The 25,976-nt window shown below is 35.9% G+C and carries 29 protein-coding genes; all 29 read left to right on the forward strand.

What is annotated here, in order from left to right:
• Nucleotides 1-72 precede the first annotated feature (72 nt).
• Nucleotides 73-609, forward strand: a complete 537-nt coding sequence (locus AC2JF9_RS00155) for an HNH endonuclease (RefSeq protein WP_500724625.1) — start codon at nt 73-75, stop codon at nt 607-609.
• A 103-nt stretch (nt 610-712) separates the two neighbouring features.
• The gene (locus AC2JF9_RS00160) at nt 713-1,165 is read left to right on the forward strand and encodes a phage terminase small subunit P27 family (protein WP_500725374.1); all 453 of its coding nucleotides are present in this window, start codon (nt 713-715) and stop codon (nt 1,163-1,165) included.
• On the forward strand, nt 1,165-3,051 hold the full coding sequence (locus AC2JF9_RS00165; protein WP_500725375.1) for a terminase large subunit: 1,887 nt from the start codon (nt 1,165-1,167) through the stop codon (nt 3,049-3,051). Before AC2JF9_RS00160 ends, AC2JF9_RS00165 begins: the two co-directional genes overlap by 1 nt.
• Entirely contained in the window at nt 3,035-3,235 is a 201-nt protein-coding gene (locus AC2JF9_RS00170) for a DUF1056 family protein (RefSeq protein ID WP_500724626.1), read from the forward strand. The genes AC2JF9_RS00165 and AC2JF9_RS00170 overlap by 17 nt, the downstream gene beginning before the upstream one ends.
• 2 nt (nt 3,236-3,237) lie before the next feature.
• Entirely contained in the window at nt 3,238-4,398 is a 1,161-nt protein-coding gene (locus AC2JF9_RS00175; RefSeq protein ID WP_500724627.1) for a phage portal protein, read from the forward strand.
• Nucleotides 4,358-5,032, forward strand: a complete 675-nt coding sequence (locus tag AC2JF9_RS00180; protein WP_500724628.1) for a head maturation protease, ClpP-related — start codon at nt 4,358-4,360, stop codon at nt 5,030-5,032. Before AC2JF9_RS00175 ends, AC2JF9_RS00180 begins: the two co-directional genes overlap by 41 nt.
• Before the next feature lie 21 nt (nt 5,033-5,053).
• Nucleotides 5,054-6,295, forward strand: coding sequence for a phage major capsid protein (locus AC2JF9_RS00185; RefSeq protein WP_500724629.1), 1,242 nt, complete (start codon nt 5,054-5,056; stop codon nt 6,293-6,295).
• The gene (locus AC2JF9_RS00190) at nt 6,295-6,657 is read left to right on the forward strand and encodes a head-tail connector protein (protein WP_500724630.1); all 363 of its coding nucleotides are present in this window, start codon (nt 6,295-6,297) and stop codon (nt 6,655-6,657) included. Before AC2JF9_RS00185 ends, AC2JF9_RS00190 begins: the two co-directional genes overlap by 1 nt.
• The gene (locus tag AC2JF9_RS00195) at nt 6,614-6,964 is read left to right on the forward strand and encodes a phage head completion protein (RefSeq protein ID WP_500724631.1); all 351 of its coding nucleotides are present in this window, start codon (nt 6,614-6,616) and stop codon (nt 6,962-6,964) included. The genes AC2JF9_RS00190 and AC2JF9_RS00195 overlap by 44 nt, the downstream gene beginning before the upstream one ends.
• Nucleotides 6,957-7,424: an HK97 gp10 family phage protein gene (locus tag AC2JF9_RS00200; RefSeq protein WP_500724632.1), complete on the forward strand. Its 468-nt coding sequence runs from the start codon at nt 6,957-6,959 to the stop codon at nt 7,422-7,424. The genes AC2JF9_RS00195 and AC2JF9_RS00200 overlap by 8 nt, the downstream gene beginning before the upstream one ends.
• On the forward strand, nt 7,424-7,786 hold the full coding sequence (locus AC2JF9_RS00205) for a DUF806 family protein (protein WP_500724633.1): 363 nt from the start codon (nt 7,424-7,426) through the stop codon (nt 7,784-7,786). Before AC2JF9_RS00200 ends, AC2JF9_RS00205 begins: the two co-directional genes overlap by 1 nt.
• 3 nt (nt 7,787-7,789) lie before the next feature.
• Nucleotides 7,790-8,500 (forward strand): phage tail protein, encoded by a 711-nt coding sequence (locus AC2JF9_RS00210; RefSeq protein ID WP_500724634.1) that lies wholly within the window; start codon nt 7,790-7,792, stop codon nt 8,498-8,500.
• 89 nt (nt 8,501-8,589) lie between these two features.
• Nucleotides 8,590-8,943: a phage tail tube assembly chaperone gene (locus AC2JF9_RS00215; RefSeq protein WP_500724635.1), complete on the forward strand. Its 354-nt coding sequence runs from the start codon at nt 8,590-8,592 to the stop codon at nt 8,941-8,943.
• A gap of 61 nt (nt 8,944-9,004) precedes the next feature.
• Nucleotides 9,005-9,148, forward strand: a complete 144-nt coding sequence (locus tag AC2JF9_RS00220) for a hypothetical protein (RefSeq protein WP_500724636.1) — start codon at nt 9,005-9,007, stop codon at nt 9,146-9,148.
• A gap of 4 nt (nt 9,149-9,152) precedes the next feature.
• On the forward strand, nt 9,153-15,482 hold the full coding sequence (locus AC2JF9_RS00225) for a phage tail tape measure protein (protein WP_500724638.1): 6,330 nt from the start codon (nt 9,153-9,155) through the stop codon (nt 15,480-15,482).
• Nucleotides 15,469-16,242 (forward strand): phage tail protein, encoded by a 774-nt coding sequence (locus AC2JF9_RS00230; protein ID WP_500724639.1) that lies wholly within the window; start codon nt 15,469-15,471, stop codon nt 16,240-16,242. The genes AC2JF9_RS00225 and AC2JF9_RS00230 overlap by 14 nt, the downstream gene beginning before the upstream one ends.
• Nucleotides 16,242-19,541: a phage tail spike protein gene (locus tag AC2JF9_RS00235; protein WP_500724640.1), complete on the forward strand. Its 3,300-nt coding sequence runs from the start codon at nt 16,242-16,244 to the stop codon at nt 19,539-19,541. Before AC2JF9_RS00230 ends, AC2JF9_RS00235 begins: the two co-directional genes overlap by 1 nt.
• A 10-nt stretch (nt 19,542-19,551) precedes the next feature.
• On the forward strand, nt 19,552-19,773 hold the full coding sequence (locus AC2JF9_RS00240) for a hypothetical protein (protein WP_500724641.1): 222 nt from the start codon (nt 19,552-19,554) through the stop codon (nt 19,771-19,773).
• The gene (locus tag AC2JF9_RS00245; RefSeq protein WP_500724642.1) at nt 19,718-21,157 is read left to right on the forward strand and encodes a hypothetical protein; all 1,440 of its coding nucleotides are present in this window, start codon (nt 19,718-19,720) and stop codon (nt 21,155-21,157) included. The genes AC2JF9_RS00240 and AC2JF9_RS00245 overlap by 56 nt, the downstream gene beginning before the upstream one ends.
• The gene (locus AC2JF9_RS00250; RefSeq protein ID WP_500724643.1) at nt 21,154-22,209 is read left to right on the forward strand and encodes a hypothetical protein; all 1,056 of its coding nucleotides are present in this window, start codon (nt 21,154-21,156) and stop codon (nt 22,207-22,209) included. The genes AC2JF9_RS00245 and AC2JF9_RS00250 overlap by 4 nt, the downstream gene beginning before the upstream one ends.
• 3 nt (nt 22,210-22,212) lie before the next feature.
• Nucleotides 22,213-22,656: a hypothetical protein gene (locus tag AC2JF9_RS00255; protein WP_500724644.1), complete on the forward strand. Its 444-nt coding sequence runs from the start codon at nt 22,213-22,215 to the stop codon at nt 22,654-22,656.
• Nucleotides 22,649-22,801, forward strand: coding sequence for an XkdX family protein (locus tag AC2JF9_RS00260; protein ID WP_500724646.1), 153 nt, complete (start codon nt 22,649-22,651; stop codon nt 22,799-22,801). The genes AC2JF9_RS00255 and AC2JF9_RS00260 overlap by 8 nt, the downstream gene beginning before the upstream one ends.
• Nucleotides 22,782-23,180 carry a hypothetical protein gene (locus AC2JF9_RS00265; protein ID WP_500724648.1) on the forward strand — a complete coding sequence of 133 codons (399 nt, stop codon included), beginning with the start codon at nt 22,782-22,784 and terminating at the stop codon, nt 23,178-23,180. The genes AC2JF9_RS00260 and AC2JF9_RS00265 overlap by 20 nt, the downstream gene beginning before the upstream one ends.
• A gap of 12 nt (nt 23,181-23,192) precedes the next feature.
• Nucleotides 23,193-23,393 (forward strand): hypothetical protein, encoded by a 201-nt coding sequence (locus tag AC2JF9_RS00270; protein ID WP_500724650.1) that lies wholly within the window; start codon nt 23,193-23,195, stop codon nt 23,391-23,393.
• 27 nt (nt 23,394-23,420) lie between these two features.
• The gene (locus tag AC2JF9_RS00275) at nt 23,421-23,741 is read left to right on the forward strand and encodes a phage holin, LLH family (protein ID WP_500724651.1); all 321 of its coding nucleotides are present in this window, start codon (nt 23,421-23,423) and stop codon (nt 23,739-23,741) included.
• Nucleotides 23,741-24,286 (forward strand): N-acetylmuramoyl-L-alanine amidase, encoded by a 546-nt coding sequence (locus AC2JF9_RS00280; RefSeq protein ID WP_500724652.1) that lies wholly within the window; start codon nt 23,741-23,743, stop codon nt 24,284-24,286. Before AC2JF9_RS00275 ends, AC2JF9_RS00280 begins: the two co-directional genes overlap by 1 nt.
• A gap of 105 nt (nt 24,287-24,391) precedes the next feature.
• The gene (locus AC2JF9_RS00285; RefSeq protein ID WP_500724653.1) at nt 24,392-25,162 is read left to right on the forward strand and encodes a hypothetical protein; all 771 of its coding nucleotides are present in this window, start codon (nt 24,392-24,394) and stop codon (nt 25,160-25,162) included.
• Between the two features lie 76 nt (nt 25,163-25,238).
• Nucleotides 25,239-25,403 (forward strand): hypothetical protein, encoded by a 165-nt coding sequence (locus AC2JF9_RS00290; RefSeq protein WP_500724655.1) that lies wholly within the window; start codon nt 25,239-25,241, stop codon nt 25,401-25,403.
• 167 nt (nt 25,404-25,570) lie between these two features.
• Nucleotides 25,571-25,927 carry a hypothetical protein gene (locus tag AC2JF9_RS00295; RefSeq protein ID WP_500724656.1) on the forward strand — a complete coding sequence of 119 codons (357 nt, stop codon included), beginning with the start codon at nt 25,571-25,573 and terminating at the stop codon, nt 25,925-25,927.
• Nucleotides 25,928-25,976: the final 49 nt, after the last annotated feature.

Below are 25,976 nucleotides of genomic sequence, written 5' to 3' on the forward strand. Positions count from 1 at the left end.
CGATAGCCAGCGCAAGGGGCGCTCGTCCCTTGATGGTCCGAGCGCCTCTCAAACCTTAAAGGAAGTGAAAGATTGCCACGAATTAGAAACTGTCGTGTGTTTGACTGCAAAGCGCCAGCATTTGTTCCCAATCATTATTGCTCAAAACATATTGCAAAAGAAGAAGAGTATCGACAAGAACGAGCAAAGTTTGAACACCGATATTCAACTCCGCAATCCAAGCAATCACGCTGGAAATACAACCATATAACACGCTATCGAAATAAAACTAAGACTATTCAAAATAAGTTCTATCACACTAGACAGTGGCAAAGGTTCCGTAAGATAGTATTCGAACGTGATTATCATATGTGTCAATACTGTAAGGCACGTGGTGTGATTAAAGAAGGAAACATTGTTGATCACGTTTTGCCGGTTGAATTGTTTCCTAATCAGATGAAAGAAATTGATAATCTAGTAACGTGCTGCAATAACTGTCACTATTGGAAAACTAGGTTTGAAGAACAATACTATGGCACTGGTTATCATGGTAAGCCAACAGGCAATCCACCACTAACAGATTTGAAATTGATTGCCGAGTTGAGTGATCGAATAAAAATGCAAAAATAATTTTCATCCCCGCCCCCATCAACGGTTGGCGAGGAGCCGCAACAAGTGGTGTTCGCTTTCTAGACGGACACTTTTTTAATATTTTTTGAAAGGGGGGTCAAAACTGACAAAGGTTGATTTAACAACGCCGAAAGTGCCTGAAGTTTCGCCAAAATGGCTTGGTAAGTACGGTAAAGCTCTATATCCAAAATTGGCTGCTTATTTGAATAAAAATTCCAAAATAATTCGAGCAGATGAATATCTAGTTCAAGAATATTGTTCTGCTTACGACATTTATCGAATTGCTTATGCAGATATTCAAGAGCATGGTATTCAGCAAGCTGTCTACAAAACTGCCGTTAGTCCTGTTGATGGAAGTGTGGTTAGCAAAGATTTTTCTGGCTATCGTAAAAATCCAGCTTATCAGATGATGTCCGATTCCCTTTCGAAAATGAATCAGATTGGCAGAGAGTTAGGTCTAAGTCCTAAAGCTAGATCACAGATGATGGAGCTTAACTCTCCAGGTGATAAAAGCGAAGAATCTGTAACTGACAAAATGAAGGAGTTCTTTAAGTGATGAAAATCGATTTAACACAAACTCATGATGTCGATGGAGCATATCAATCAGTTGATTGGGCAGAGATAAGAAATAAATACAAAGATCCGGGAACAAAATATAGTTTTGACGTTTTAGATAAAAAAGTACAAGCAGGTTATTCAATTAAGCTAGCTTGTTTTAGACATCTTCGAGATTTGCAAAGACAAAACGCAAAGGATTTTCCTTATCATTACGATATTAAAGCTGCTAATATGCTTTTGAAATTTGCTGCTATCGCTCCAAATGTAGATACTGGAGAGCCAACTGAATTAATGGACTGGCAGAAGTTTATTTTCTGCATGATGTTAGGATGGCGCGATGATGATGATTTTAAACGATTTACGCGTGTAATTGTTAGCGTAGCTCGTGGCCAAGGTAAGACCTATTTGATGGCTATACTAGTGGCTTACAGTTACTTAATTGAATCATTAAAGTTAGAAAACCAAGATTACTTAGTTGCTTCTATCAATTATAAGCAAACAATGAAAATCTTTGGCTATATCAAATCAATGCTTCGAAAGATAATTGATATTGAGCCATTTAAAACGTTAGCTAACGAAGCTGGTCTAGAACTTCAATCTGAGCAAATAATTGAAAAGAAAACCAATAATATTCTTCGTGCTATTTCGCACGAAGCTGGGCAGTTCGATTCTTACCACTTTAGAACAGCGGTATTTGATGAGATTGGCGAAGTGACTACACGGGATCGAGTTTCAAAAATTATTTCTGGTCAAGTTAAGGTACAAAACCATCAATTTGTACAAATATCTACGGCATATCCTGATCCAACTGTTCCTTTTCATGAAGATGAAAAAATGATAATTCAAGCAATGGAACAAGATTTTAAACGCAATGCTGATAGCTACTTGGGCTTAATGTGGGCACAAGATGATATGGACGAAGTTTATAAGCCTGAAACATGGGTTAAGTCTAATCCATTGCTTGATTTACCAGATCAAAAAGAAACTTTGATGTCAGGGCTTAAGGATAAGCGCGATAGTGATTTGCTCACTGGTAATATTTCAGATTTCGAAAATAAAAATTTAAATCTATGGTTGAAACAATCGATCGCAAGCTATTTAACTTTAAAGGAAGTTGAAGATGCAATTGATGAAGACTTTAAAATTGATGGTCGGCAAGTGTATATCGGATTAGACTACTCAATGTTTTCCGATAATACAGCAGTTGCATTTGTTTATCCTTATAAAAATGACAAAGAAGAACCGCGTTGGCATATCGCACAGCATAGCTTTATTCCATGGAGGCAGGCTGGATCTCTGGAAGCTAAAGAGAAAAAAGATGGAATTAACTATCATGAATTTCCACAATTCTGCACTATAACAGAGCAGATAGATGGAATAATTAATCCAGAGCAGGTTTATAAGTGGATTGTAAAATATGTTGAAGATCATAGATTAAAAGTTGTCTTTTTAGGTTATGACCATTATGGCAGTTTTCAGGTTAAGAACATTACAGAAAGTTTAAGTTCTAATCAAGGCTGGCTAATTCAAGATATTAAACAAATTTCTGGAGAAATTTCTGATCCAACCAAATTTCTTCAAGAGTGTTTTTCTGTTGGGAAAATAACTAGATTTAATGATCCAATTATGGAAAAAGCACTGTTAAATGCATCAATGAAAGAAGATAAGATTGGCATTCAGGTTGTTAAAGATAAGGCTACGTTTAAGATTGATGTGGTTGACGCGTTAATTGATGCGATGTATCAAGGGATGAACCATTTTGAAAAGTATGGGATTGTTAATGATAAATCTACTGAAGTTAAGAGAATGACGCAGGAGCAGGTTTTAGAGTGGTTTAACAATCCTGAATCTGGATTGCTAGGGGGTGATGAAGATATTAATTAGAACACTACTTAAAAACATTTGGAAAATCATTGATGTACTTCTATATATTAGTGGGCTGGGATGTATCGTCACAGCCTGTTTTTTATGGGATTTAAAAGCTGGACTTATCTGTTTAGGAATAGCGTTATTGGTTACTTGTACAATCATTGAATTTCTTCCTAATAGTCAGGAAGGAGGTGATTAATATTGCCGGTTTTTAATTTTAATAAAGGTTCAAGGCAGACAGTTGACTTAAACAGTGAAGAATTTATAGATTTTTTGACTGAAGGTAATAATGAACAATATGTTTCAGCGGATAAAGCATTAGCCAATTCAGATTTATATTCATTAATTTCTCAACTATCTGCCGATTTAGCATTAGTAAGGTTTCAGACAAATACAAAACGTTGGCAAAAGTTTTTAACAAATCCTAGTGATGAAACTAATGGATTTAGCTTTTGGCAAAGCATGTTCGCACAATTGCTTTTAGATGGTAATGCATATGCTTACCGTTGGCGAAATGCTAATGGTGTGGATTTATATTGGGAAGGTTTAAGACCTTCTCAAGTAGCTCCCTATAAGCTATTAGACGGAACAGGCGTAGTTTACGATGTTACTTTTGATGAACCTAATGTAGGGCTTAAAACTAATGTGCCACAAGGTGACATGATTCACTTTAAGTTAATGTCTAGAAATTCGATTGGAATTGTTGGGTATTCGCCATTAAAAGCGTTGGTTAATGAACTATCTATTAAAGATAAGTCTAACCAATTGACCAAAACTGCTTTATCGCAATCAGTTACTTCACCTGGAGTTTTAACGATTCAGGGCGGAGGTCTATTAAATGCTGCTCAAAAAGCGGCACGTGGTCGTGCTTTTATGAAACAAATAAAAGACGGTCAAGCAGTAGTTTTAGATGATCTCGAAACATGGACACCACTTGAAATAAAGAGTGATGTTGCTAAATTATTGTCCCAAGTTGATTGGACTAGTAAACAGATTGCTAAAGTTTATGGTGTACCTGACAGCTATCTAAATGGTGGTGGTGATCAGCAATCTAACCTAGATCAAGAAAACAATCAATATGCAAAAGCATTGAAACGTTTTGTTGGTCCAATCATTAGTGAGTTTAATAATAAGCTAAATGACGTGATAACACCTGATTTACGTCCAGCTGTTGATGCAGTCGGAGATGGCTTTGCTGGTCGAATATCACAAATGGTTGATGATGGAGCATTATCTCCAAACCAGGCACAATTTGTCTTGCAAAGAGCAGGTTATTTCCCACAAGATTTGCCAGACCCTAAATATGAAGGAGGTGAGGACAATGATAACAATTCCAATCAAGGGAACAATCGTAAACAATGATGATAAAGAAGTCTATGATTTGTTTGGCTACGACAATGTTGCACCTAAAGATATTTCTAAAATATTAAAGGAAGCTAACGGTCAAGATGTGACTTTAGAAATTAATTCGCCAGGCGGATATATTTCAGCCGGTTCTGAGATATATACAGTTTTGAGAGAATATACTGGTAAGATTACGGCTAAAATTGTTGGCCAAGCATGTTCGGCTGCATCATGGATTGCATTGGCGGCTGATAAGGTAGTTATGTCACCAACTGCGCAAATGATGATTCATCGAGCGTCAACTGATGTTTCAGGTAACATAGATGATTTATCAAGTGCAGCAAATGCTGTAAATGAAATGGATAAAGCGTATGTGGATTTGTATTCAAAGAAAACAAAAAAGACACCTGAAGAAATTTATCAGATGATGTCAAAGACAACGTGGATGAATGCAAAGACGGCTGTTGAAAATGGTTTTGCTGATGAGGTTATGTTTGAAGATGAACCAGCAACTGTTAATGCAGATGGTGATTTAGTTGTTAAACCAGAAATGATTTCTAAAATCAAAAATTTGTTACATAAAGAGAAAATTGAAGAAAAACCAAAAAAGAGTCAGGAAAAAGAAAACCTGGCTCTTTTACTTTGGAAATAAATATTAAAGGAGAAATGATAAATGGATATTAATCAATTACATGATGATTGGGTTGCGAAGGGTAACAAAGTTACCGATCTTTTAGAAAAGAAGATTGCAATGAGCGAAAAGTTAAATTCTACCTTTGCTAACCTAAATGATGAAGAAAAAGAAAGTTTTAAGAATGAGATGAAAAAAGTATCTCAAGATTATAAAGATGCTGTTACTGCTAGAGATTTTGCCAAAGAGACTTTGGATCAAGCACAGGCATCTGAAGATATTGCGAATAAGAAACCAGTTGAACCAAAAAAGACTGATAAAGAAATTGCTAAGGATGTAAAGAATAAGTTTATTCTTGACTTCAAGAACCTAGTAACTTCGGGTACTAAGCCAGATGGTTCAAAGATTGCTGGGGATGATTCAGAAGCTGGTTTGACTATCCCAGTTGATGTACAGACAGCTATTCATACTTTAGTAAGACAATATTCGTCATTAGAAACATTAGTAAATGTTGAAAGTGTATCTACTGCACATGGTTCTAGAGTTTATGAAAAACTTGCTGATATTACACCATTTGTTAACTTGGATGATGAAAAAGCACAAATTGGCGATATTGATGATCCTAAGTTAACTTTGATTAAGTTTGCAATTCATCGTTACGCAGGTATTACTACTGTTACTAACACACTTTTAGCTGATACTGCTGAAAATATTCTTGGTTGGTTACAACAATGGGCAGCGCGTAAAGATGTTGTTACTCGTAATCAAGCTATTCTTGCTGTCATGGGTAAAGCACCTGCTAAACCTACTATTACTAACTTTGATGATATTAAGGATTTGCAAAATAACACACTTGATCCAGCAATTATCGCAACTTCAAGTTATGTTACAAACCAATCTGGTTTCAATGTTTTATCTAAAATGAAAGACGCTGATGGTCGTTACCTAATCCAACCTAATGTAACGAATCCTGAAGTTAAAGAGATTGGTGGACATGCAGTTCAAGTTATTGGCGATAAGTGGTTACCAGATGTATCAGGTTCACATCCACTTTACTTCGGTGACTTGAAGCAAGGTATTACCTTGTACGACCGTCAAAGAATGTCTGTCACTCCAACTAACATTGGTGGTGGCGCATTCGAAACTGATACAACTAAGATTCGCTTTATTGATCGTTTCGATGTTGAGTTAATTGATGATGGTGCATTTGCAGCAGCTTCATTTAAGAATATTGCTAGTCAAGCAAGTGGTACTTCAAGTACAGACGGCAAGACGAGTAAATAATGATGGAGCGATATCTAGAAGTTGATGATGAATTCAAGCGAACTTTAGGATATCTGCCTGATGATGAATCTTTGGATAGCCAGACGATTGCTAGAATGGAATCATCGCTATCTGCCGCTGAAGTATTTGTTCAGAACTCCATTGGAAAAAATGGCAAATACTACCAAGATAAAGATAACAAGTCGCTTTACAAAATTGCTTGTTATTCAATAGCATCAAACTGGTTTAATCATCCATCTACTGCTTCATCTAGCACGGTTGCTAAAGCCGTAATTGGGCAGATGCGTGGTATTTTTGATAATTACGAGGAGATGACTAATGGTTCAACTTCAGAATCCGGACAGACTATCGCAGACAGTTAAGTTTGGCACTATTGAAGATAGTGAAGATATTAATGGCTCACCAAGTAAAGAGTTTTCGCAAATTGGTAAGCCTACATTGTGTGGGCGGTGGAGTTTGTCAACTAATCAAATTGTTCAAATGGCAGGGATGCAACAAAACGAGAGCATTATCATCGTTGTTCATCATCGAGAAGTGTGGTCTAGTATTACTCATGCAATGTTTAGCAATGAGTTATATAGAGTAACTAATATTAATCAAGATCCATATCGGAATCCAACAGCTTACGATTTAATCACATTGACGAAAGCAAGTGATGCCAATGGCTAATGATTTAGATGATAAGCTAGAAAACTGGTTTAAGTCGGTCGAAAGTACATACGACTTATCTGCTGAACAGAAAAGTAAGATAACGGGAGCTGGTGCAGCTGCCTTTGCTGAAGCATTGAAAGCTACTACACCAGTCAGTTCTGAACATTATGGTTCTGGACGGTCTGTTGGGCATGCTAACTGGAAGCACAATGAAAAACCACGCAAAACTAAACACTTGCGCGATTCAATTACTTTCAAGCCTGGTTATACAACCGGGAAAGTATATTCCGGTAATACAACTGTTGGCTTTGATAGTAAGTATCAAGCAATGGTGGCTAGATATGTTAATAATGGAACTGCTGGTATGAGTGCTAAAGAAGTAAAGAATATGCACTTTATTGAAAAAGCTCAAGTGGCTTCAAGGGAGGCGGTTTTGAAAGCAGAAATAGCAAAATTTAAGGAAGTGACGAGAAATTAATGACCGTTGCTAAAAAAGTTATTGATGAACTTAATCAAGCAGGTATAGCTAATCTTGGACGAGCTTATCCATACAATATACCAGCGAGTTCACTAGTAAATGCTGATAAGGCATTGTTGGCTATTTCTGAAGTTATGCAATTACCAACGGAACATGGCAGCAATACCTACAATCAAGTAGAAGAGAGGATACAGGTTAAAATCTGTTATCCGAAAAGTAAACCAATAGATGCAGATGATTTCGAAAAATCAATTGCATCTTTTTTTATAGAAAAAAATTGGCTAAGACAGCCAGATAATGGTCACTACATTGACGATCAAGACAGAGTAGAGATCGATTTATTTTTCAAAAGGAGAAATTAATTAATGGAAATTACAGGTTTAAAAGATATTTTTGTTTGGACATACGACAAAAGTAATAAATTAAATGTTGATCCAGAGCATGGTGGATTCACATATGATGGTAATAAAGGAAAGGTATTCGATCCAGTTAATGGAACAGAATTAAAGGGTGTTTTTAAGGTTGATTTACAATCTTCTCTTGGTGCAACACAAGCTAATATTACTGGTTTAGCACCAACAGTATCACGTGTTTATGGTTCAGATCATGTTGCTGAAGTAAATGCTGGAGCAGAACAACCATCAATCGCTTTAGGGGCTAATGATATTCCTCATTCAGTTTATGATTTGTTAACTGGTTTAGTTAAAGATAAATTCGGAGGTTATGCGCGTAAAGGTCAAACTGAATTGGTAAATGGCGGTATTATAGCTCACTCTACTAATACCCATAACAATGTTGATCTATACTTTGCATTCCCGTTCGGTGTGTTTACCCCAGGTGAACTTAACATGGGTACTGATACTGAAAATCCTAACGTTGTTCACGACGCATTAACATTTAGTGCGCAAACACGTGGTAGTGATTTATTGTTATTCGAAAAGTTCTATTCAAACGAACGCGATTTTGATTTCACAAACATGATTAAGTTTATTACTGGTCAATCAACTGCCGATAATACATCTGAAAATAAGAACCCAACTGACAATTCAGGAAATCCCACAACACCAACTGAATAGTTGATTTGCAGGGTGGGTGTGGTAGGTAAATTTAATAATTAATAGAGAACGGTGTGACAGCCGTTCTTTTCTTTCGAAAGGAAATAAATATGTCAGTAAAAGTAAATGGTAAGAAATTGCATTTAACAACATTCGAAATTCCAACAACTGGAGCAAACATTCGTAAATGTCTTGTTGCTCAAAGAGATTTTGCAAAGGTTGATCAAGCAATCAGCAATGTAGATTTGGAAAATGATGAATCAGTCATTAAATCTTTAGACGCCCAAATTCAAATGATTGATACGTATATTCAATTCTTAACACCAATTCTTAAACTATCACCTGATCAAGTGAAAAAGGTAGAAAATTCAGACTTTGAGGATGTGGTCGATTTAGCAAATGAAGTGATTGAAAAAGTCCTAGGATTCAATTCTGACAAAAGCGCAGAAACTGAATCTAAATGATGATGATCCAGTTAGGTCATATGATCAATTAATTGAAGATTTTGATTACTCGGAGCAGCAGATGATTGTCATGAGTCATATGTCGCTAAAGGAATTTGAAGAAACAGATTATTACAGATTAATCGAAGTTATGAACGCAAGACCACGTGACAAGCGTCCTAAGACGTTGTGGGAACTTGCAGAAGATTTAGAGAAAGGAGGATAAATAAATGGCAGGAAATGTTCCCGTTGGTGGGATGAATACCGACATTACTCTTAATGGTACTCAGCCAGTTAGAACATTAAAAGAATTGCGTCAAGCAGTTACTAATGCAACTTCAGCATGGAAGGCTCAACGGGCTGAATTAAGTTCTGTGGGAAAATCAACTGAAGCAGCTAAAGCTAAGTTTGATGGTTTAAAAACCACGATTGATAAGCAGAAAGAGTATATTTCCGGATTAACAAGAGAACAAAAGAATCTGGTTGATGCGCAGAAAAATGTTGATCGTTCTACTGAAGCGGGGAAGCAACAGTATGCAAGGTATGGCGAACAAATTGCTAAAAACGAAGGTCAAATTAAGCGTGCTGAAACAAGGTTAGCATCGTTAACTAGCCAACAGAATAAAGCTAAAGAATCGTTAAGATATTACGAATCTGGTTTGGCTAAACTTCAGAATGATTATAAGAATTCATCAGAATCATCTCGAATTTATATTTCTAGATTAAAAGAAGAACACAATCTTTTTCAATCTAGTCAAGTAAAAATGAGTTCTTATCGTTCAGGTATTAGGAATTTAACTGAACAATTAAAGAAACAAGAAGCTGAATTAAAAAGAGTAGGAGTTGAATCAGGAAAGACTAGTGATGCATATCGTAAGCAAGAGAATCGAGTAAATAAAACTGGTTTATCACTTGCAGAATTAAAAAATAAGCAAAAAGACGTAAGAGCAGAATTTAATAAATTTCATCCAACTGGTATTGGAGTTGCAGATAAAGCAATTACTAAATTAAAAGTTAGTACTAGTAAACTTGGCAGTTCTTTGAAGTCAACGATGGCTAAGGTTAAAACTGCGACTGTTGCGGCAACAGCAAGCATAGCTGCGGCAGGTGCATTTGCTGTGCAAGGCGCTCAAAAAGCTGGAAGCCTTGAGAAAACAATAACAGAAAACTCTAACTTGTTGGTAACTTCTGGCGAAAAAACTAAAGATGTTACTAAAGAGATAGCTGAAATGCAGAAAGATGGTAGGAAATATTCAGTTGAGTATGCAGAATCACAGCAAAACATTGCTAAGGGTTATCAAGAGTTAATCAAGCGTGGTTACGATGGCAAGCAGTCATTAGGTGCAATGAAATCTATCTTACAAGCATCTAAGGCTTCTGGTGATAGTTTTGCCGACACTATGCAGGTTACTACTTCTACGCTTGAAGCCTTTGGTATGCGAACAAGTTCTGTTAGCGGGATGTTACGTAATACAAGGATAGTGGCTAACAAGTTAGCTATGGCAGCCGATGCCACTTCAACTGACTTCAAATCACTGGGTATTGGTATGAATTACGTTGGTACGTCAGCTAAAACAGCGGGTGTTTCATTAACTCAAACTGCTAGTGCAATGGGTGTATTGTCAAACTCCGGGCTTGAAGCACAGCAAGCTGGTACTGGACTACGTAAGATTTTGATCAGTATACAAACACCATCTAAAGCAGGTGCTGAAGCACTTAAAGCATATGGTATGTCTGTTAATGATTTTAAAGACAAAGCAGGAAACCTAAAACCTATCTCTACTATTTTCAAAGAAATTGCAGATCATGTTCCAAAAGCAGATAGATCTAATTTCTTCCATAATGTGTTTGGAACTACTGGGCAAAATGCAGCTGCAATTTTGGCAACTAATACTAAGGAATTAGAAAGAGTTAACAAACAAGTTGCAGGCGCATATCAAAATGACTATGTTGGAAAACTAGCCAACAAAAATATGAAAGCTACTAAGAATCAACAAAAGCAATTCCATGAAGCGATGGAAGCAGTTCAGATTGATATTGGTAGTGCAATGATGCCAGCTTTGTCTAAGGCATCAACAACTATGGTTAAGGTATTTAATCGTCCGTCAACAATGAAGGGCATTAAAAAAATAGCCGAAGGAATTGGCACTATTGCTAATAAACTTGCTGATTTTATTAGCTGGATTGGCAAGGGTGACAATTTCAAAAAAGTTACCGACTTCGGGAAAGCAATGCTTACTGCATTCGCTAGTTACAAATTAATTAGTGGGATTGCAAAAGTAAAAAGATCATTAGTAGATCTATTTGATGATACTTTAATCAGTAAAGGCTTTAGTAAAGCTGGTTCTTTGGTAAAAACTGGAACAAGCAAAGTTGGTGAACTATTACTTAAAGGTTTTCAAAATCTTGGACCTAAATTAGCATCACTAGGATCTAAGCTAGGAAGTGCATTTTCTAAAGCATTCAACAAAACAGGTTCTTTAATTAAAAACGGTGCAAAATCTTTAGTTGAAAAACTTAGAGAATTAGGTCCAAAATTAGCTGCTTTAGGAGAAAAATTAGCTAAAACTTTCTCTGATGCTTTTAATAAGTCAGTTAACTTTAGTAAAGGCTTATTTGGCAAAGGCAACGGAGCTGGCAAATTAAATGGATTAATGCAATCAGCTAATTCAGCAGGTGGTTTTAGTAATTTAACCACAGCGGGAAAAGTAGGCACAGGAATAGCAGGAGCAGGTGTTGCAATAGATGCAGGCGCCAGTTTTTTAAGTGCATATCAAAATCGACATTCAGCTGATAAGCGAAGTGAAGACATCGGTAAAGGTATTGGATCAGGTATTGGTGGGGGAATCGGACTATGGTTTGGTGGTCCCGCAGGTGCTTTGATTGGTTCACAAATCGGCAAAGTAGTCGGTGACTGGGGCGGTCAAGCTGTCAATAAATTTACAAAAGGATGGCAATCTAAGAAACCACCAAAGAGTTTCTGGAGTTTAGAAAATCTAGGCTGGTCAGCTCACTCGATGTGGAATGGCTTTACTAAAAGTGTTGGTCAAACTATTAAGTGGTTCAAAAAGAACTGGAAGGAAATTGGTGTTTACTTTGTTAGTCCAATAGCTGGCGGCATCAATTCGCTTTATAAACATAATCCAAAATTTAAAAAATGGGTTAATGGTTTAGTTAAAGATTTCAAAAACGGATGGAAGGGCACTGAAAAGTGGTTTTCTAACTTAGGTAAAGGTATTCAAAAGTCCTGGAAAGGCATGACTTCTTGGTTTACTAAACTCGGAAAAAACATGTCTAAAGGATTGAAATCATCATGGAAGGGTATGTCAGGCTGGTTTTCTGACCTTGGTAAAAAGGTTCAGAAATCTTGGCAAGGAATGACCGGTTTCTTTAGCAAAATTGGTAAGAATACTGTTAAGTTCTTTAAAGACCCATGGAAGTCAATTACTAATTGGTTTAAAGGTATTATTGATGGTATTCAAAAAACTTGGAATAACTTCTTTGGCGGTATTGGAGATGCTTTAGGTTCTTTAAGTAAAATCAAAATTGGCAATATACATTTAGCCAGTGGTACTAATTGGAAAGACCGCTACGGTATTCCAGCTATTTTAAATGATGGCAACGACAGCCCTCAAACTGGAAATCGTGAAGGTATTTTAAATCCAGATGGCTCTGTGGAAGTAGTTAACGGTCGTTTTGTAAAACGAATGCTATTGCCAGGTCAAGATGTTATTAACGCTAAAGATATGGCTAAGATGTTTGGCAAAGCAAGGCACTTTGCAGACGGAACAGTTAAAGTTGATAACAGTCCTAAGATACCTGAACTTACTAAAGAAGAAATTAAGAAGCGTGACAAACGTCAAGAAGAACTAAAGAATTTTTGGAACAAAACCGAAAAACGAGAAAATAAAAAGTTAACTGCTTCTGAAAAGAAACGTTTAGATGCAAAAAAGAGAGCTAAAGAACAAAAGAAACAGCTAGACAAACTTGGTGACCGGATTGCAAAAGCTCTAAAAGACGGTAATCTTGAACAAGCCAAGCAATTAACAACTGAATTTAATGCCCTAAGCAAACGGTATTCAGCAACTAGGAAAGCTTCTAAGAAACCTGACCCGCATAAAGGTAAAACATTAGTTGATCAAGGATTATTAACTGGCGCGAATCGAAGAACAGGTCATTCAACTTGGATTAGTAATAAGCTATTTGATCAGTTAACTACTGCACCAAAGAAAACCGCGACAACTAGACGAACAGGAACTACAAGACGGACTGGTACAAGAAGCTCATCTTCTACAACTACAAGTTTAGGCTTAAGTGGTGGTTCTTATGGAATTAACTCTAAATCAGTTAGTGTTTCTGCTAAAGTTTCGGGAACTAAACAAGTTAATGCTTTAGCTAAAGCAATTAAAAAGATCAAAAACACTAATAAAAAAGTTATTGTTAAAGTAAGTGGTACTAAATCGCTTAAATCACTCTCTAAAGCTATTAAAGCTGTTAATAAAGAGCTAAAAACCTTAACCAAAGAAGCTAAAAAGAATGGTGTTGCCAAAGCCTTTAGTTCAATGTCCAATAAATCCACAAAAGAATTTAAGGCTATGTCCAGGGTGATTGATAAAGAATCTGCTGACATACAAAAGACGGCTACCAGTAGATTCTCCACAATGCAGAAGAAGATTGAAACTTCAATGAAGAACATCCATAGTGGTGTTGTGAAATGGGCTAAATATACTGCTACTGGCTTTAAGAATGCACTACATAAAATGATTGGTTATGCCGAGAGTGACATGAAAGGCACAATTAATGCTTTAAATCGTGGTATTAAAGGCATTGATAAAGTTCTAGAACAATTTGGTGGTAATGCTAGTGTAATTAAGCCAGTCAAATTTGCTAAGGGTACAGTTAATGGTGCATTAGCACATGATACTTTAGCTATGGTTAATGACGATCAATATGGTCCAAGGCAAGAAGCTATTGTTAGAGGTAATAATCTATTAATCCCACATGGGAAAGATAGGGTTATACCTTTGCAAAAGGGTGACCAAGTTCTTAATGGACTGCAAACGCAGGAACTAGCGAATAGTTTTGGTTTACCACACTTTGCTAAAGGTTCAGGCGTAAGTCATAACGCTTTACGTAAACTAGCGGAAAAAAGTCTGAATAATTATGCAGATAGTTTTGAATCGATGTTTACTAAAAATGTTGATTCTAAAGGCACGAGTGTTGAAAAAGGCTTTACTGATTTAGGTAATCGTTCAAGTACCGAATACGGTAATAAATGGTCGCAAGCAATGTGGACAGTTATTAACGATGCAATGGGGGATGCAATCGGTAAAGGTGGTACGCGTGAAGCGTTCCTTAAATTTGCTGAAAAGAACTTTACTGGCGTTCGTTATGTAATGGGTGCTGCATCTAAGTTTGCAAGTGATTGTTCCGGTATGGTAATGCAAGCGTTAAAGCACTTTGGTGTTGATATCGGTCGTACAACCGTAGCAATGCAAGAATCCAGTGGTGTTCAGTATCTTGGTAAAGACGTAAGTAAAACTGTACCAGGTGACTTATTTATTTATGGTCACGGCTCAGGAGCAGCAGGTCACGTTGGTATCGTTAAAAATCCAGCTAAAGGGACTATGTTTAATGAAACACCACCAAGCGCACGTGTTTCAAAAATTACTGAAGCTGGTGGTATGGGCTACGGTTTCTATCGAGTAAAAGGATTACACGATGCTAAAGGCAAAAAGTCTAAAGGCGTTGACAAATCATTATTAGATTTAGCAAGAGAGCAGCTTGGTGCATCTGCAATTAAGTGGATTAAAGATAAGCTAGGTGACGAAGGAGCATTAGGTCCTAACATTGGTGGCGAAGGTGTCCAAAGATGGGCAAGTACAGTTAAAAAAGTTCTGGGCATGCTTAATTTATCGACTTCAAAATCAATGGTTGATAGGGTTTTACGCCAGATTCAAACTGAATCAGGCGGTAATCCAAAAGCTAGACAACCAGGTAATGATCCTGATGGTGATGGTTCAGGACCAGCTTTAGGTTTGATGCAAACTAAACGAGCAACTTTTAATGCTTATAAGCGCAAAGGCGCTGGCGATATCTTTAATGGACCAGATAATATTTACGCAGGTTTAAATTATGCCAAACATAAATACGGTCCAAGTCTTAGTTTCTTAGGGAATGGTCATGGCTATGCTAATGGTGGTATTGCTAATAAACCATCTATCTTTGGCGAAGCTGGACCAGAAATGGCAGTACCTTTAGTTCCATCTAAAGCAACACGTGCTTGGGAATTAATCGGTAAGGCAGTTGGTATTCTTTCTGCTCAAAGTGGATTTAGTAATCAACAGGTAGTTGATGACAAAGAAAAGAAAGAAGAACACGAATTCAGACAAGCTGTATTGTTATTACTTCAACAATTAGTAAGTAAAGACGGTTCCGCAAATATTAAATTAACTACACCACAAGGTCGAACTTTGTGGGAAGTAGTTGAGCCGTTTTTCAAAGAAAATCAGAGGTCAACTCAAATTAGGCAAAGGAGGGGATTAAGTGGCAACTTCTAATGATTATGCAGGTTTAATTTATCAGAATAAATCATCTTTAGATTTAGGAATCATGGTGCAATATCCATTAGATCCAGTTTTTCCCGTACCTGATATCGATGTGACACATATTAATGGTCGCTCTGGCGATTTTTTACAAGATAATGATTCTTATCAAAATGTAACTAGAACGTTTAATTGTATTGTTCATCGCCCAGCAGATGTAACTCAATTTGACTGGGAAAGAGAATTAATTGACTGGTTAGCTAGTCCAGTTTTAGAAGGCAGAAAACAGTATGAATTTTTGCAATTCGATATTGATCCAGAATATGCATACAATGCTGTGGTACAAACACAACCAGTTATTAACTGGGATCAAAACAATCCTAATATCGCAACTGGTCAGATATCATTTTATTGCGAACCTTATCAATACCGTGTTGATGGGATTAATTACATTAATCTGCCTGATAATGGCGTAGTGTACAACTCTGAATCTAGGGTGGCAATCCCCAATTGGCACTTTGTTGCTAAGGGTTCATTTGTTTTAAATGTAAATGATCTTAATTATCAATTCGATAATATGAATGGTGAATTCTGGCTCAATGGTGAAACTGGTGATACTTATGACAAAGATAATGCTTTGTTTAATAATCAAACGCATTTTCCTAATCTGTTACCACCAGAATTGCCACCAGGTGAAAACAAAATATCTATTACTGCTGAAGCAGGCGTGGTAACTCGCGCAGAATACATGCCAAGATGGAGGAGGCTAATTTAATGGCATTAATTACAGAAGGTAAAATACCCGAAACTGATTATAGTGTTTACGATTATCTATTAGATTATCCGCATTGGTATCAAAGCGTTAATAGTGATTTTACAACTCCTGGTTTAACTTTAAGTGATGCAATTAGTTGTCAGACAACTTGGAACAGCAATCAATTTCCAACATTGCAGTTAACCTACCCTAGAGATGGTATTCATGCTAAGAAAATAGCTGAAAACTCCTATATTATGGCAGATATTAACTACAAATTTGTTCATCAAATCTTTAAAGTTGTTCATGTTCAACGAGAAGATAAGCAATTAGTAATTGACGCTAACCACATTGCTTCAACACTTAATGATGCAACAGTGCCAGATACAATTCAGATTGTTTCTGGTTCAGCTCAAGATTTGATGAATCAGGTTTTAAATACAATGCAACCGCAGAAAGATATTAATTTTGATAGTACAGAAACTACTGTAAGTAATATTAATATTGAAAAAGGTCAACAAGCAGGTTCACTTTTAATTGAGCCTGATGCTGAAGGAGATGCTGCGGTACAGTCTGTTTTAGGTTTATTTGGTGGCGAGTTAGAGTTTGATAACTTTGACATTCACCATTCAAAACAAGCTGGGACAGATACAGGAATTATTGTTGAATATGGAAAAAATATTCAATCCATAAGCCAAGACCGCAGCATTGAAAATATGTGGACAGGTGCAGTATTTGTTGCAACCTATGTACCAGGGCAAGCTCTTGCTACTCATGACAATGTTGATTGGAATAATTGGGAAACTGATTATTCTAGTGTTGCAACTGTCTATATGGCAGGCGGTTCGGTTAATATTTATGATGCTCCAGTTGAGGGTCAGCAATTAATTGGCACATTAACTAATGGGGACAAGGTCAATCTTGGTACTCCAGTTCATGATGGAGATTTAACTCCAGATGGAAAGCTCCAGATTAATACTGTTAATGGTGATGATTGGTACCCAATTCAAGGTGGCGGCTGGATTAATGCTAACTGGATTAATTTCGATAAAAGTGGCGATTACTTAGTTAATAAAGTAACCGGGAATGGAACTGTTCAGGCTAATAATATTAATGATGAATCTGGTGTGGGTTCTAGGATTAATATGTCAGGTACAGCAGTTGTTGCTTATAAGGCTGGCGGAGTTATCAATGGATATTACTCACCAGATATTGGTCCTGGTCACTACCGAACGGGTAAAACCTATAAAAATGGTACAGTTGTTCATTACACAATGGCTGCTAGAAATGCAAATGGTGATATTTGGTATCAGGTTGGCACTAATGAATGGCTATATGGACCGCATTTATCATTAACACAAGAAGGAGCTTACAAGGAATACAATAATACTGGTTACGGAACTATTAAAAAAGGTGCCGTTAAGTATCATTGGGATGAAAAGAAACATCAAATGGTGCCAACTACTGAAACTGTGGTTACTCACGGCAGTAGTAAAAAGCCGTATCGCTACGTAAATGGTAAGAAAGTCCCTAATAAATCTTATTGGAAAGAGAAAGAAAAAACTGTTAAAGTTCCAGCACAGACTGGTAAAGCAACTATTGATAAGACGATTGTTCAAAATGGTAAAACTTACCACCATACTAAATATGGCTGGATAGCATCAGGTTCGATTGACTATCATAAGAACGGTATGGTTAAACCGCAATCTTGGGACCAGATTTTAAAGCAGAAATTAAAAGATGGTTCTTCAGTTGCGGTCTATGACACTCCATACAGCCGTAATGCAGCCAGTTGGACAATTCCATCGGGTGCTAGTTCCGAAAAAGGCGACTTCACTATTGGTGGTCATGAAGCTAAAGGTGGAGATGGCAAGACTTATGTTGAAGTTATTTATCAAGGTAAAACGGGTTGGATTCCAGAAGATAACTTAACTAATTCTACTTTACACGCACCAGACGAAAATGATATTTCAGATGATGGTGACTACAATGCAAGCGTTGATGAATCGCAAAAAGAAGTTACCGTTAAGATTGGTCCACTTTATGCAGATGGATTCGGCATTGATATTAATGTCGATAAAGTTAATACCGTTGATTTAAGTGGTAATTTTAAACATGACGACCAAGACCTATCAGGACAGCAACCTGATGGGTCTTTTGTTGCAACGCAAGCTGATATTGACCAACTTAATCAGTTAGGACAAAACTATCTGATTGAACATAGATATGGGCATGTGGATGTTTCATTAACTGTTTCTTACAAAGAGATGTCTGGTATTAACGCGGACTGGACGCAATTAAGTCTGTACGATAAAGTGTATGTTCGTTTTCCACAATATAACATTGCGGAAACTGCTGAAGTTACTGCTACGCAATTTGATTGTCTTACACATCAATATATGCAGATTCAGCTAGGTAAACCACCTGAAACGTGGCAACACTTGATGGAAAATTCCATTGATAATAAATCAAATGAGAAATTCAAAAAGACTAATCGAGCGATTAAAAAAGCCTATGGCTTAACTGATTCTGTTGCCAAAGCATTAAAGTTAGAAGGCAATCGGCGACTTGAAGCCGAAATGTTAATTGGAAAACAAATTGGCATAGTTAGTGATAGAACTGGCAAACTTGAAGTTGACCAAAAGAGGTTTGATCAAGCTCTGCAAGACTATCATGCACAGATGGAAGAAGCAGATGCATGGATTTCTTCAGGTGGTTCAGCAGAATTGCAATTTATTGACGCAAATGGAAATCAAACTTATAAAAATCCAATAAAGATTGTAGCTAAAAACAGTGAAGGATCACTAATCTTTAACAACCATGGTTTAGCATTTTATAGCCCGAATGGAAATGTTAGGACAGCTATCAGGTCGGATGGTGTTATTAATGCTGAAGAAATTGATACGGGTATTGTTAAAGCCCTGAATGTTCAAAGTCTAGTCGTTAACAGTTCACTTGTTGCTAAAGTAGGAGGTTATGAAATGACTGTTGGGGCTTATAACAGTCAGGCTTCTAATCAAGGTATAGATAGTAGTCGAGGCGTTTCAGTAGCAACTCAAAACTATACTTCAATTCTGGGATCTGGCGTTCTTAATATCTGGGATGCATATGGACAACATGCTGATATTCATCCATCGCAAATGTCCGTGCAAGATAAAAATGGTAACTGGATTACGATAGATGGTGGTAACAGAACTATTGTTGCCAACGGACCAGTAGGCAAGAGTTACTTTTTGAAAACACAAGATAATAATCCTTCAATCCAAACATGGGTAAGGCGTCACTGGAATGGCAAGAGTAGTGAATGGGACTTTTTATAGGAGCTAAAAAATGGATAATCAAAATCAAACGTTACGTTTCATTTCAACGAATATGTCGGTACAAATTGGTAATTTAAATCTAGAACTGGCACAATCTCAAGCTGAAAATCAGCAGTTGAAAGAACGTAATGCGCAATTGCAAGAAACAATTAATAATTTAAGAAAGGAGGAAAATAATGAGCCTAGCGCTAATAACCTTGCCGACCAACAAATCGACAAGCACAGTAAGTGATCACGTTCGTAAAATTGGTCAAGGCGAAAAAGGACAAAAAATAGATGTCATAGTAACAGATGCTAATAGTAGTGGCTATGATTTAACCGACAAAGTAATTACGTTTTCGGAAAACAAAGACGGTGGGAAAATTGTTAGTGACAGCGAAGAAGGGCATTTTAATGTTACGGATACAAAAGCTGGGCGCTTTACCTACACGTTAGCTGAAGCAGTCTATGCAGCTAGTGGCATTGCATGGTTTGATATTAGCAGTACGGATGGTACTGTCATTGATACTACTAAGAGCTTTAATATTGATGTTATTCAGAATGAAGCTATCCATGTTAATAATGATAACTATGTTTCTTCACTAGCGGCTTTGGAAACACATTACAAAGCAGTAATTCAAAGAACGGAACAAGATACCACTGCATTAATCAATCAGTTAACAAATAAAGTTAATCAAGCAGTAGATAATGGCAATAATGATATTCAAACAGTAATTAATAAAGCTAATCAGTTGATTGCTGACTGGAAAGTTGAGCTGGGTAATCAACGACAGAAAGTTACCGATTTGCAGAATGCTTGGATAGCACAAACAGCACAGATTAATACTGATTATCAAGAGCAGAAGAAAACAATTAAATCTGATGCTGATGCTGAAATTGCTAAAATTGATAACGATAAAAAGACTGCTTTGGATAAATGTAATACTGATTTTCAGAATAAATTGGCAAGCATTCAATCTGATTATAATGGTTGGAAAGCTACCACAGTTGCTGACTTTCAAAAACAATTAGATAAATTAGCAGCTGAATTGCAAGAAGATGAAAAAGCTCAAACGTCTTTAAAAGATGCTATTAATTCTGCGAATAAGGCAATTGAAAAAATCCAAGACGTTGATTTTACTAAATTTGCACATTTAAGTGATTTAGATAATTACTACGATAAATCAACAATGGACCAGAAACTTGCCCAAGCAGGAAAGTTAAAACAGATCAGTGTTAATGGTGGTACACCAGTTAGTCCTGATACTAATGGTATTGCCAAATTAACTATTCCACAGCCTGACTTATCGGGCTATGAAACTAAAGCAGACGCTAAAACAGCACACGATACTATTAATAGTGCTATTGCATTAAAAGCTAATAGCTCTGATTTAACTAAGTATCCATTAACTGTTAATAACACTAAGCCTGATTCTAGTGGCAATATCCCAATTGCAATACCAGACATTAGTGGTATCAAGCAAGATGTAACCACCGTTAAAGGACAGATGGCTGAAGTTAAACAATCAGCTATGAAATCGTGGACAGGTACATTATCGCAATATCAAGCATTAACTAGTATTGATCCAATGACGATTTATTTCATTATTTCAGATTACGAGGTGGTGGTTAAATGACACTAAGTAATATATTTTATGGTAAGAAAGTAGTTAAGCAAGCCTATCTAAACAATGCACTAATTTATCAATCAAATGGTTGGGAAACACTACCTAGCACGTGTACCGAAGTGTGGAATAAGAACTATGAACGTGTAAATTCTTTTAATTCTATTGCAAAAGATAGTGAAGATAATATCTACATTGGGGCTTCCAATACATTATATAAAATTGGGTCAGACGGAGATTTAAAGTGGAAAGCTAAGGTTAATACAACTACTATCACAAACTGCTCTATTACAGGGATTGCAATAACACCAGAATATATTTACTGTTCATATTATGAAAATAATGGATACAGCACTGAAGGCTATGTTTCAAAATTAGATAAAAGCGGCAATCTAATTAGTAATATAAATGTAAATACTATAATATCTGGTATATCAGATGCTTATTTTACTGATATGAAAAGTGATAGTAACAATATCTACGCGATTATTTCAAGTTATATATTAAAACTAGACTTCGATTTGAAATTAATTGAATATACCTCTGTTCCTTATACGGCTTATTGTATTGCAGTAGATAATGGACCTTATGTTTTTGTTGGAACAGGAAACTATGGTACTAAATTTAGTAAAGATAATTTAAAAAATAGCACTAATTTAGTTGGAAATGTAAATATTAGTTTGACAACAACATTAATAACATTAGATTCAATCGGGAATGTTTATCTAGGATCTAGCAGTCAAGATTCTATTTACAAGTTTGATACTGAAACTTGTAAATTATTAGAAAGCAGATTTTTAGGAAATAACAGCGATAGAATATATGGTTTTTGCTGTGATAGCCAAGATAATCTTTACGTAATTTACTACAATGGCACAAATTATCTGCTACGGAAATATTCTTCAGATGGCACTTTAATCTGGGATAACATCCAGATACCTACGACCTATAGCTTTTTGAAAGTAATAACAGATAGCAATAATAATATTTATGCTTGTTATATGGATAGTAATGCAAATTTAACAGTTAAAAAATTAGTTAATTTAATAAAGAAAGGAAGTTAGAATATGGCAGAATGGGAAGAAACGGCAAACAATATCAAGCCGATGATTAACGAGAATAGTATGTGGAAACAAATAGGCTACAAATCAAACAATGAAGTTGATTGTGAGCCTATTTTATTAACTAAAAAACACGAAGAAAATGTTTATCCAATAGTGATTGAAGCGCCAACGGGGCTCAGCAATCCTAAGTATATTTGGGAAAAACACATGTGGGTAGATCAAGATGCAACTAGTACTAGCGTGCGTTTAACACAAACTGAAAAAACATTGGAAACAGTGCAAAACCAAGCTGAATCAATTTCTAAAGAAAACGAAGCTTTAAAAAACAGCTTAAGTAACATTGAGAAAGGTCAGAAAGATCAAACACAAACTTTAGCTCAGATGTTGCAAATGATGGCACCTTTATTAACACCTAAAACAAATAATGGAGGTAGTACAGATGCTTAATATTTTTAAAAGTTTAGCAATGGAGTTCTACAATATGGGCTTTTACGATAAAGCAGTTATTGCATCGTTTGTAAGAATTGGCACTTTAAATGCTGATGACTATAAAGAAATTACAGGTGATGATTATGTTAAAACGGTTAGTTGAAAACGTTAATCAATATTTTGACCAAGCCTTAACTGGATTGGCAATTATTGCAACTGGCATTTTTTTATTAATTGATAAAAATTACTTTTCTTGGCCACCTGATTTTAAACCAGTTATGAATAGTGATTACGCTGATTTGTTTTTTATATTGTTAGGAATAGTCCTATTAATATTCGTGGTTATAGGTGACATAAACGAAAATGAAGAAGTGTTAAAAATCAGAAAATTTTTTATTGTGGTTTCTGGAGGGGCAGTTTCATTTTTATTTGTTGAACAACTATGCCAAGTTTTATTTGCACACAATTTTGAAATGACAATTGCAGTTATTTTTGATGTTTTTCTATTCATATTAATTGTTAGGTGTGCATACAAAAGTTAGGGGGATGATCACTTGCACGATCTTATCAGTCTGCTACAAGTGATAGGCGGTTTTGTTGGCGCGTTTGCCACAGCACTAGCCGTTACCCACAAGTCGAATAAAGCGGATTACGACAAAATAATTGAAGAATTAAAGGAAGAAAGGGATGCGTTTAAAAAAGACTATTACAAAGAAAAAGAGAAAAACGAAAAATTACGAGAGCGTCAAAAATAATGATGCTCTTTTTTTATGGAGGAAATTATGAGTATTAAAGAAACATTCGATATTGTTTATGCACTATTGGTTGCAGTGGCAATCATTGCTTACTGTGCTGTGAAGATTTATGGAACAAAGCATGAAATTAAAAACAAGTGGATTGCTGATATTCCTAATTTAGCAGCTGGATTTGTTCATGAAGCTGAAACTACCGGCGACAGTGGTGAAAAGAAAATGGACTTGGTAATTAAAAGTGTTTGTGCAATTTTGCGACAACATGGAATTAAGATTACACCAGAAATTGAATCACTAATTAAGGCTTTTGCAGAAAAAGAAGTAGCAAAAATGAAGGAGGTAATTAAGTAATGAAACGTAAATACGATTACGCACTAAGCGAGCATGAAGGTAGTTCACAAATCGCTCAACATAAATTTATCGTGGCGCACTCGACTGCTACACCAAATGGTGAGGCGTGGGCAGTAGCCCGAAACATGAAACGTGGAATTAATACTAGTCAAACGTACACACATCTAGTAATTGATGATGATAATATATATCAAGTGGGAGAGCTTGGCTATGTTGCATGGGGTGCAGGTTCACCAGCTAACAACATGGCACCAGTTCAAATTGAGCTATGTGAGTTTACTAACCATAGACGTGCTATGAAAGCCTATAAGCACTATGTTAACTGGCTCCGTTGGTCAGCTAAGAAGTACAATATTCCGTTAACACTTGATAATAATAAATCGACTGGTATTAAGACGCACTCATGGCTAGTACAGCATGGTTACAGTAACACTAACCACACAGATCCATGGGGTTACTTAACTAGCCTTGGCATTTCAAAAGCTAAGTTTGCCAAGGACTTAACCAAAGGATTCAGTGGCAAAAACATAAAAGAAACTAAATAATAATAAGCCACTCTGGATTAATTTCTGGGGTGGTTTATTTTTTTGCAATAAAAAAGTAATATATAGGATAAAAGAGTTTTGATTTAGCATTAAAGGTAAATAATTATGATAAATAATGTATTAATAATTGTAATAAGCCCACTTTTAATAGTGTATATAGTGTGGGCTTTTCTGACAGTAATAAAAACTCCCAAAAGAAAAGAGGAAAGATATTTTGTGAAAATTTTTTTCGTAATCTGTGGTATTATTAGTATTCTTTGTCTTTTGTATGCATGCGGTTGGGTTGACAAAATACCTAAGGTAACTAACAAGCAAAATATGAATATTACGGCTACAGATCTTAGCTTGGTATATACTCTTCTTATTTCAAGTATAATGCTTATAGTTTTGGACATCATAATGATTGTATTTGATATTTACAAAAAAGGAAAAAGCCTTTCTTTAAGAACAGAATTTGATTCTATGTCCTGGATTTATTTTCTTATTATGACTGCTGTTAGTGCTTATCTCATTTATAGTTTAAGTAGTTATATGACTGATGCAAAAGACTTTGGAGAGGCCGTTGTTGTATGGTGGTTTATTTTGCCCTTGATCGTATCAAACTGGTTAGTTTACTTTCTTTTGTGCCGTTTTATAACCAAGATCAAACTAAATCAACGCATAGATTTACTTATTGAAAAATCAATTAAATCATTTCTGATTGGTATAGCAGAATGGTCAGTTTTATTTTTAAATTTGAAAGTCTTAGTAGAAATCCCTGTTTTATTAAGTTATTTTAAATACTTTTGTTTTTTAGGCAGTATCTTTCCAATATTTTATCCATCATTAGATATGTACGAATATACAATACTTGAAATTAAAGATACACTATACTAAAAAAATAAAGTAATTATTTAGTTTTTTAAATAAAATTTGCAAGATGTACGCTTTTGCAAACCGCAAGCTGGTGTCTGTGCAACTAAAGGAATTGGACGCTGAAAGCAAAAAAGTGTACAAGTTAACCACTAACAAGATTCATCTTGTTGCTGGTCAAAAAGGTCGTTTTTTAGGGTCTAAAGACATGTACCGCGGTAAAAAAGTATATGTTACAGGTAACCGTGCGTATGTTTTATTCTAATTAAAATGTAAAAAATACTATTAACTATCTTTTTTCTACAATATAAACAAGCCACTCTAGGAAAAACTAGGGTGGCTATTTTTGTGCAATATTTTTTTGATTAAATGCTCGGGCTTTTTTGTTGTATAATTGCCGAATACACGTTCGTATAAAAAGGAGCTTTAAACATGTCTGATTTTGATAATATTGTCTATGATTTCTTCAAGAACTATCAAGATAGAGGAATGACTAAGTGGCAGGGCATGATGCTTAGTGACCACGTAGCTACTATGAACCGCGACAACAAAAACCGCTCAAAAGTCTATCATATGAAGAAAACGATGACACAAGAAGAAATAGGCGAGATACTAATGGCTGCGTATGCTAATAGCAAGTGTGTTTCCATTCAGTTGAAAGAGCTAGACCCAGAGGGTAAAGCTCAACCTGATATTGAGGGTATGGTACAAGGCTATAATGTGGATAACATTATCGTTTCTGGAAACCCAGTCGATTTAACTGACATTAACCACGTTGAGTTAATCTGAGATGTTAGCCAAAATGTTAGCCAACTTTAAAATTGTTTAAAATCAACAA

It is taken from the genome of Lactobacillus sp. C449L, from assembly GCF_059900815.1.

What these genes read in the sequence shown, in the direction of transcription:
- AC2JF9_RS00165 (WP_500725375.1), top strand. Translation starts at nt 1,165, where the DNA reads ATGAAAATCGATTTAACACAAACTCATGATGTCGATGGAGCATATCAA.
- AC2JF9_RS00170 (WP_500724626.1), top strand. Translation starts at nt 3,035, where the DNA reads ATGAAGATATTAATTAGAACACTACTTAAAAACATTTGGAAAATCATT.
- AC2JF9_RS00180 (WP_500724628.1), top strand. Translation starts at nt 4,358, where the DNA reads ATGATAACAATTCCAATCAAGGGAACAATCGTAAACAATGATGATAAA.
- AC2JF9_RS00185 (WP_500724629.1), top strand. Translation starts at nt 5,054, where the DNA reads ATGGATATTAATCAATTACATGATGATTGGGTTGCGAAGGGTAACAAA.
- AC2JF9_RS00190 (WP_500724630.1), top strand. Translation starts at nt 6,295, where the DNA reads ATGATGGAGCGATATCTAGAAGTTGATGATGAATTCAAGCGAACTTTA.
- AC2JF9_RS00195 (WP_500724631.1), top strand. Translation starts at nt 6,614, where the DNA reads ATGGTTCAACTTCAGAATCCGGACAGACTATCGCAGACAGTTAAGTTT.
- AC2JF9_RS00200 (WP_500724632.1), top strand. Translation starts at nt 6,957, where the DNA reads ATGGCTAATGATTTAGATGATAAGCTAGAAAACTGGTTTAAGTCGGTC.
- AC2JF9_RS00205 (WP_500724633.1), top strand. Translation starts at nt 7,424, where the DNA reads ATGACCGTTGCTAAAAAAGTTATTGATGAACTTAATCAAGCAGGTATA.
- AC2JF9_RS00210 (WP_500724634.1), top strand. Translation starts at nt 7,790, where the DNA reads ATGGAAATTACAGGTTTAAAAGATATTTTTGTTTGGACATACGACAAA.
- AC2JF9_RS00215 (WP_500724635.1), top strand. Translation starts at nt 8,590, where the DNA reads ATGTCAGTAAAAGTAAATGGTAAGAAATTGCATTTAACAACATTCGAA.
- AC2JF9_RS00220 (WP_500724636.1), top strand. Translation starts at nt 9,005, where the DNA reads ATGATTGTCATGAGTCATATGTCGCTAAAGGAATTTGAAGAAACAGAT.
- AC2JF9_RS00225 (WP_500724638.1), top strand. Translation starts at nt 9,153, where the DNA reads ATGGCAGGAAATGTTCCCGTTGGTGGGATGAATACCGACATTACTCTT.
- AC2JF9_RS00235 (WP_500724640.1), top strand. Translation starts at nt 16,242, where the DNA reads ATGGCATTAATTACAGAAGGTAAAATACCCGAAACTGATTATAGTGTT.
- AC2JF9_RS00240 (WP_500724641.1), top strand. Translation starts at nt 19,552, where the DNA reads ATGGATAATCAAAATCAAACGTTACGTTTCATTTCAACGAATATGTCG.
- AC2JF9_RS00245 (WP_500724642.1), top strand. Translation starts at nt 19,718, where the DNA reads ATGAGCCTAGCGCTAATAACCTTGCCGACCAACAAATCGACAAGCACA.
- AC2JF9_RS00250 (WP_500724643.1), top strand. Translation starts at nt 21,154, where the DNA reads ATGACACTAAGTAATATATTTTATGGTAAGAAAGTAGTTAAGCAAGCC.
- AC2JF9_RS00255 (WP_500724644.1), top strand. Translation starts at nt 22,213, where the DNA reads ATGGCAGAATGGGAAGAAACGGCAAACAATATCAAGCCGATGATTAAC.
- AC2JF9_RS00260 (WP_500724646.1), top strand. Translation starts at nt 22,649, where the DNA reads ATGCTTAATATTTTTAAAAGTTTAGCAATGGAGTTCTACAATATGGGC.
- AC2JF9_RS00265 (WP_500724648.1), top strand. Translation starts at nt 22,782, where the DNA reads ATGTTAAAACGGTTAGTTGAAAACGTTAATCAATATTTTGACCAAGCC.
- AC2JF9_RS00275 (WP_500724651.1), top strand. Translation starts at nt 23,421, where the DNA reads ATGAGTATTAAAGAAACATTCGATATTGTTTATGCACTATTGGTTGCA.
- AC2JF9_RS00280 (WP_500724652.1), top strand. Translation starts at nt 23,741, where the DNA reads ATGAAACGTAAATACGATTACGCACTAAGCGAGCATGAAGGTAGTTCA.
- AC2JF9_RS00285 (WP_500724653.1), top strand. Translation starts at nt 24,392, where the DNA reads ATGATAAATAATGTATTAATAATTGTAATAAGCCCACTTTTAATAGTG.
- AC2JF9_RS00295 (WP_500724656.1), top strand. Translation starts at nt 25,571, where the DNA reads ATGTCTGATTTTGATAATATTGTCTATGATTTCTTCAAGAACTATCAA.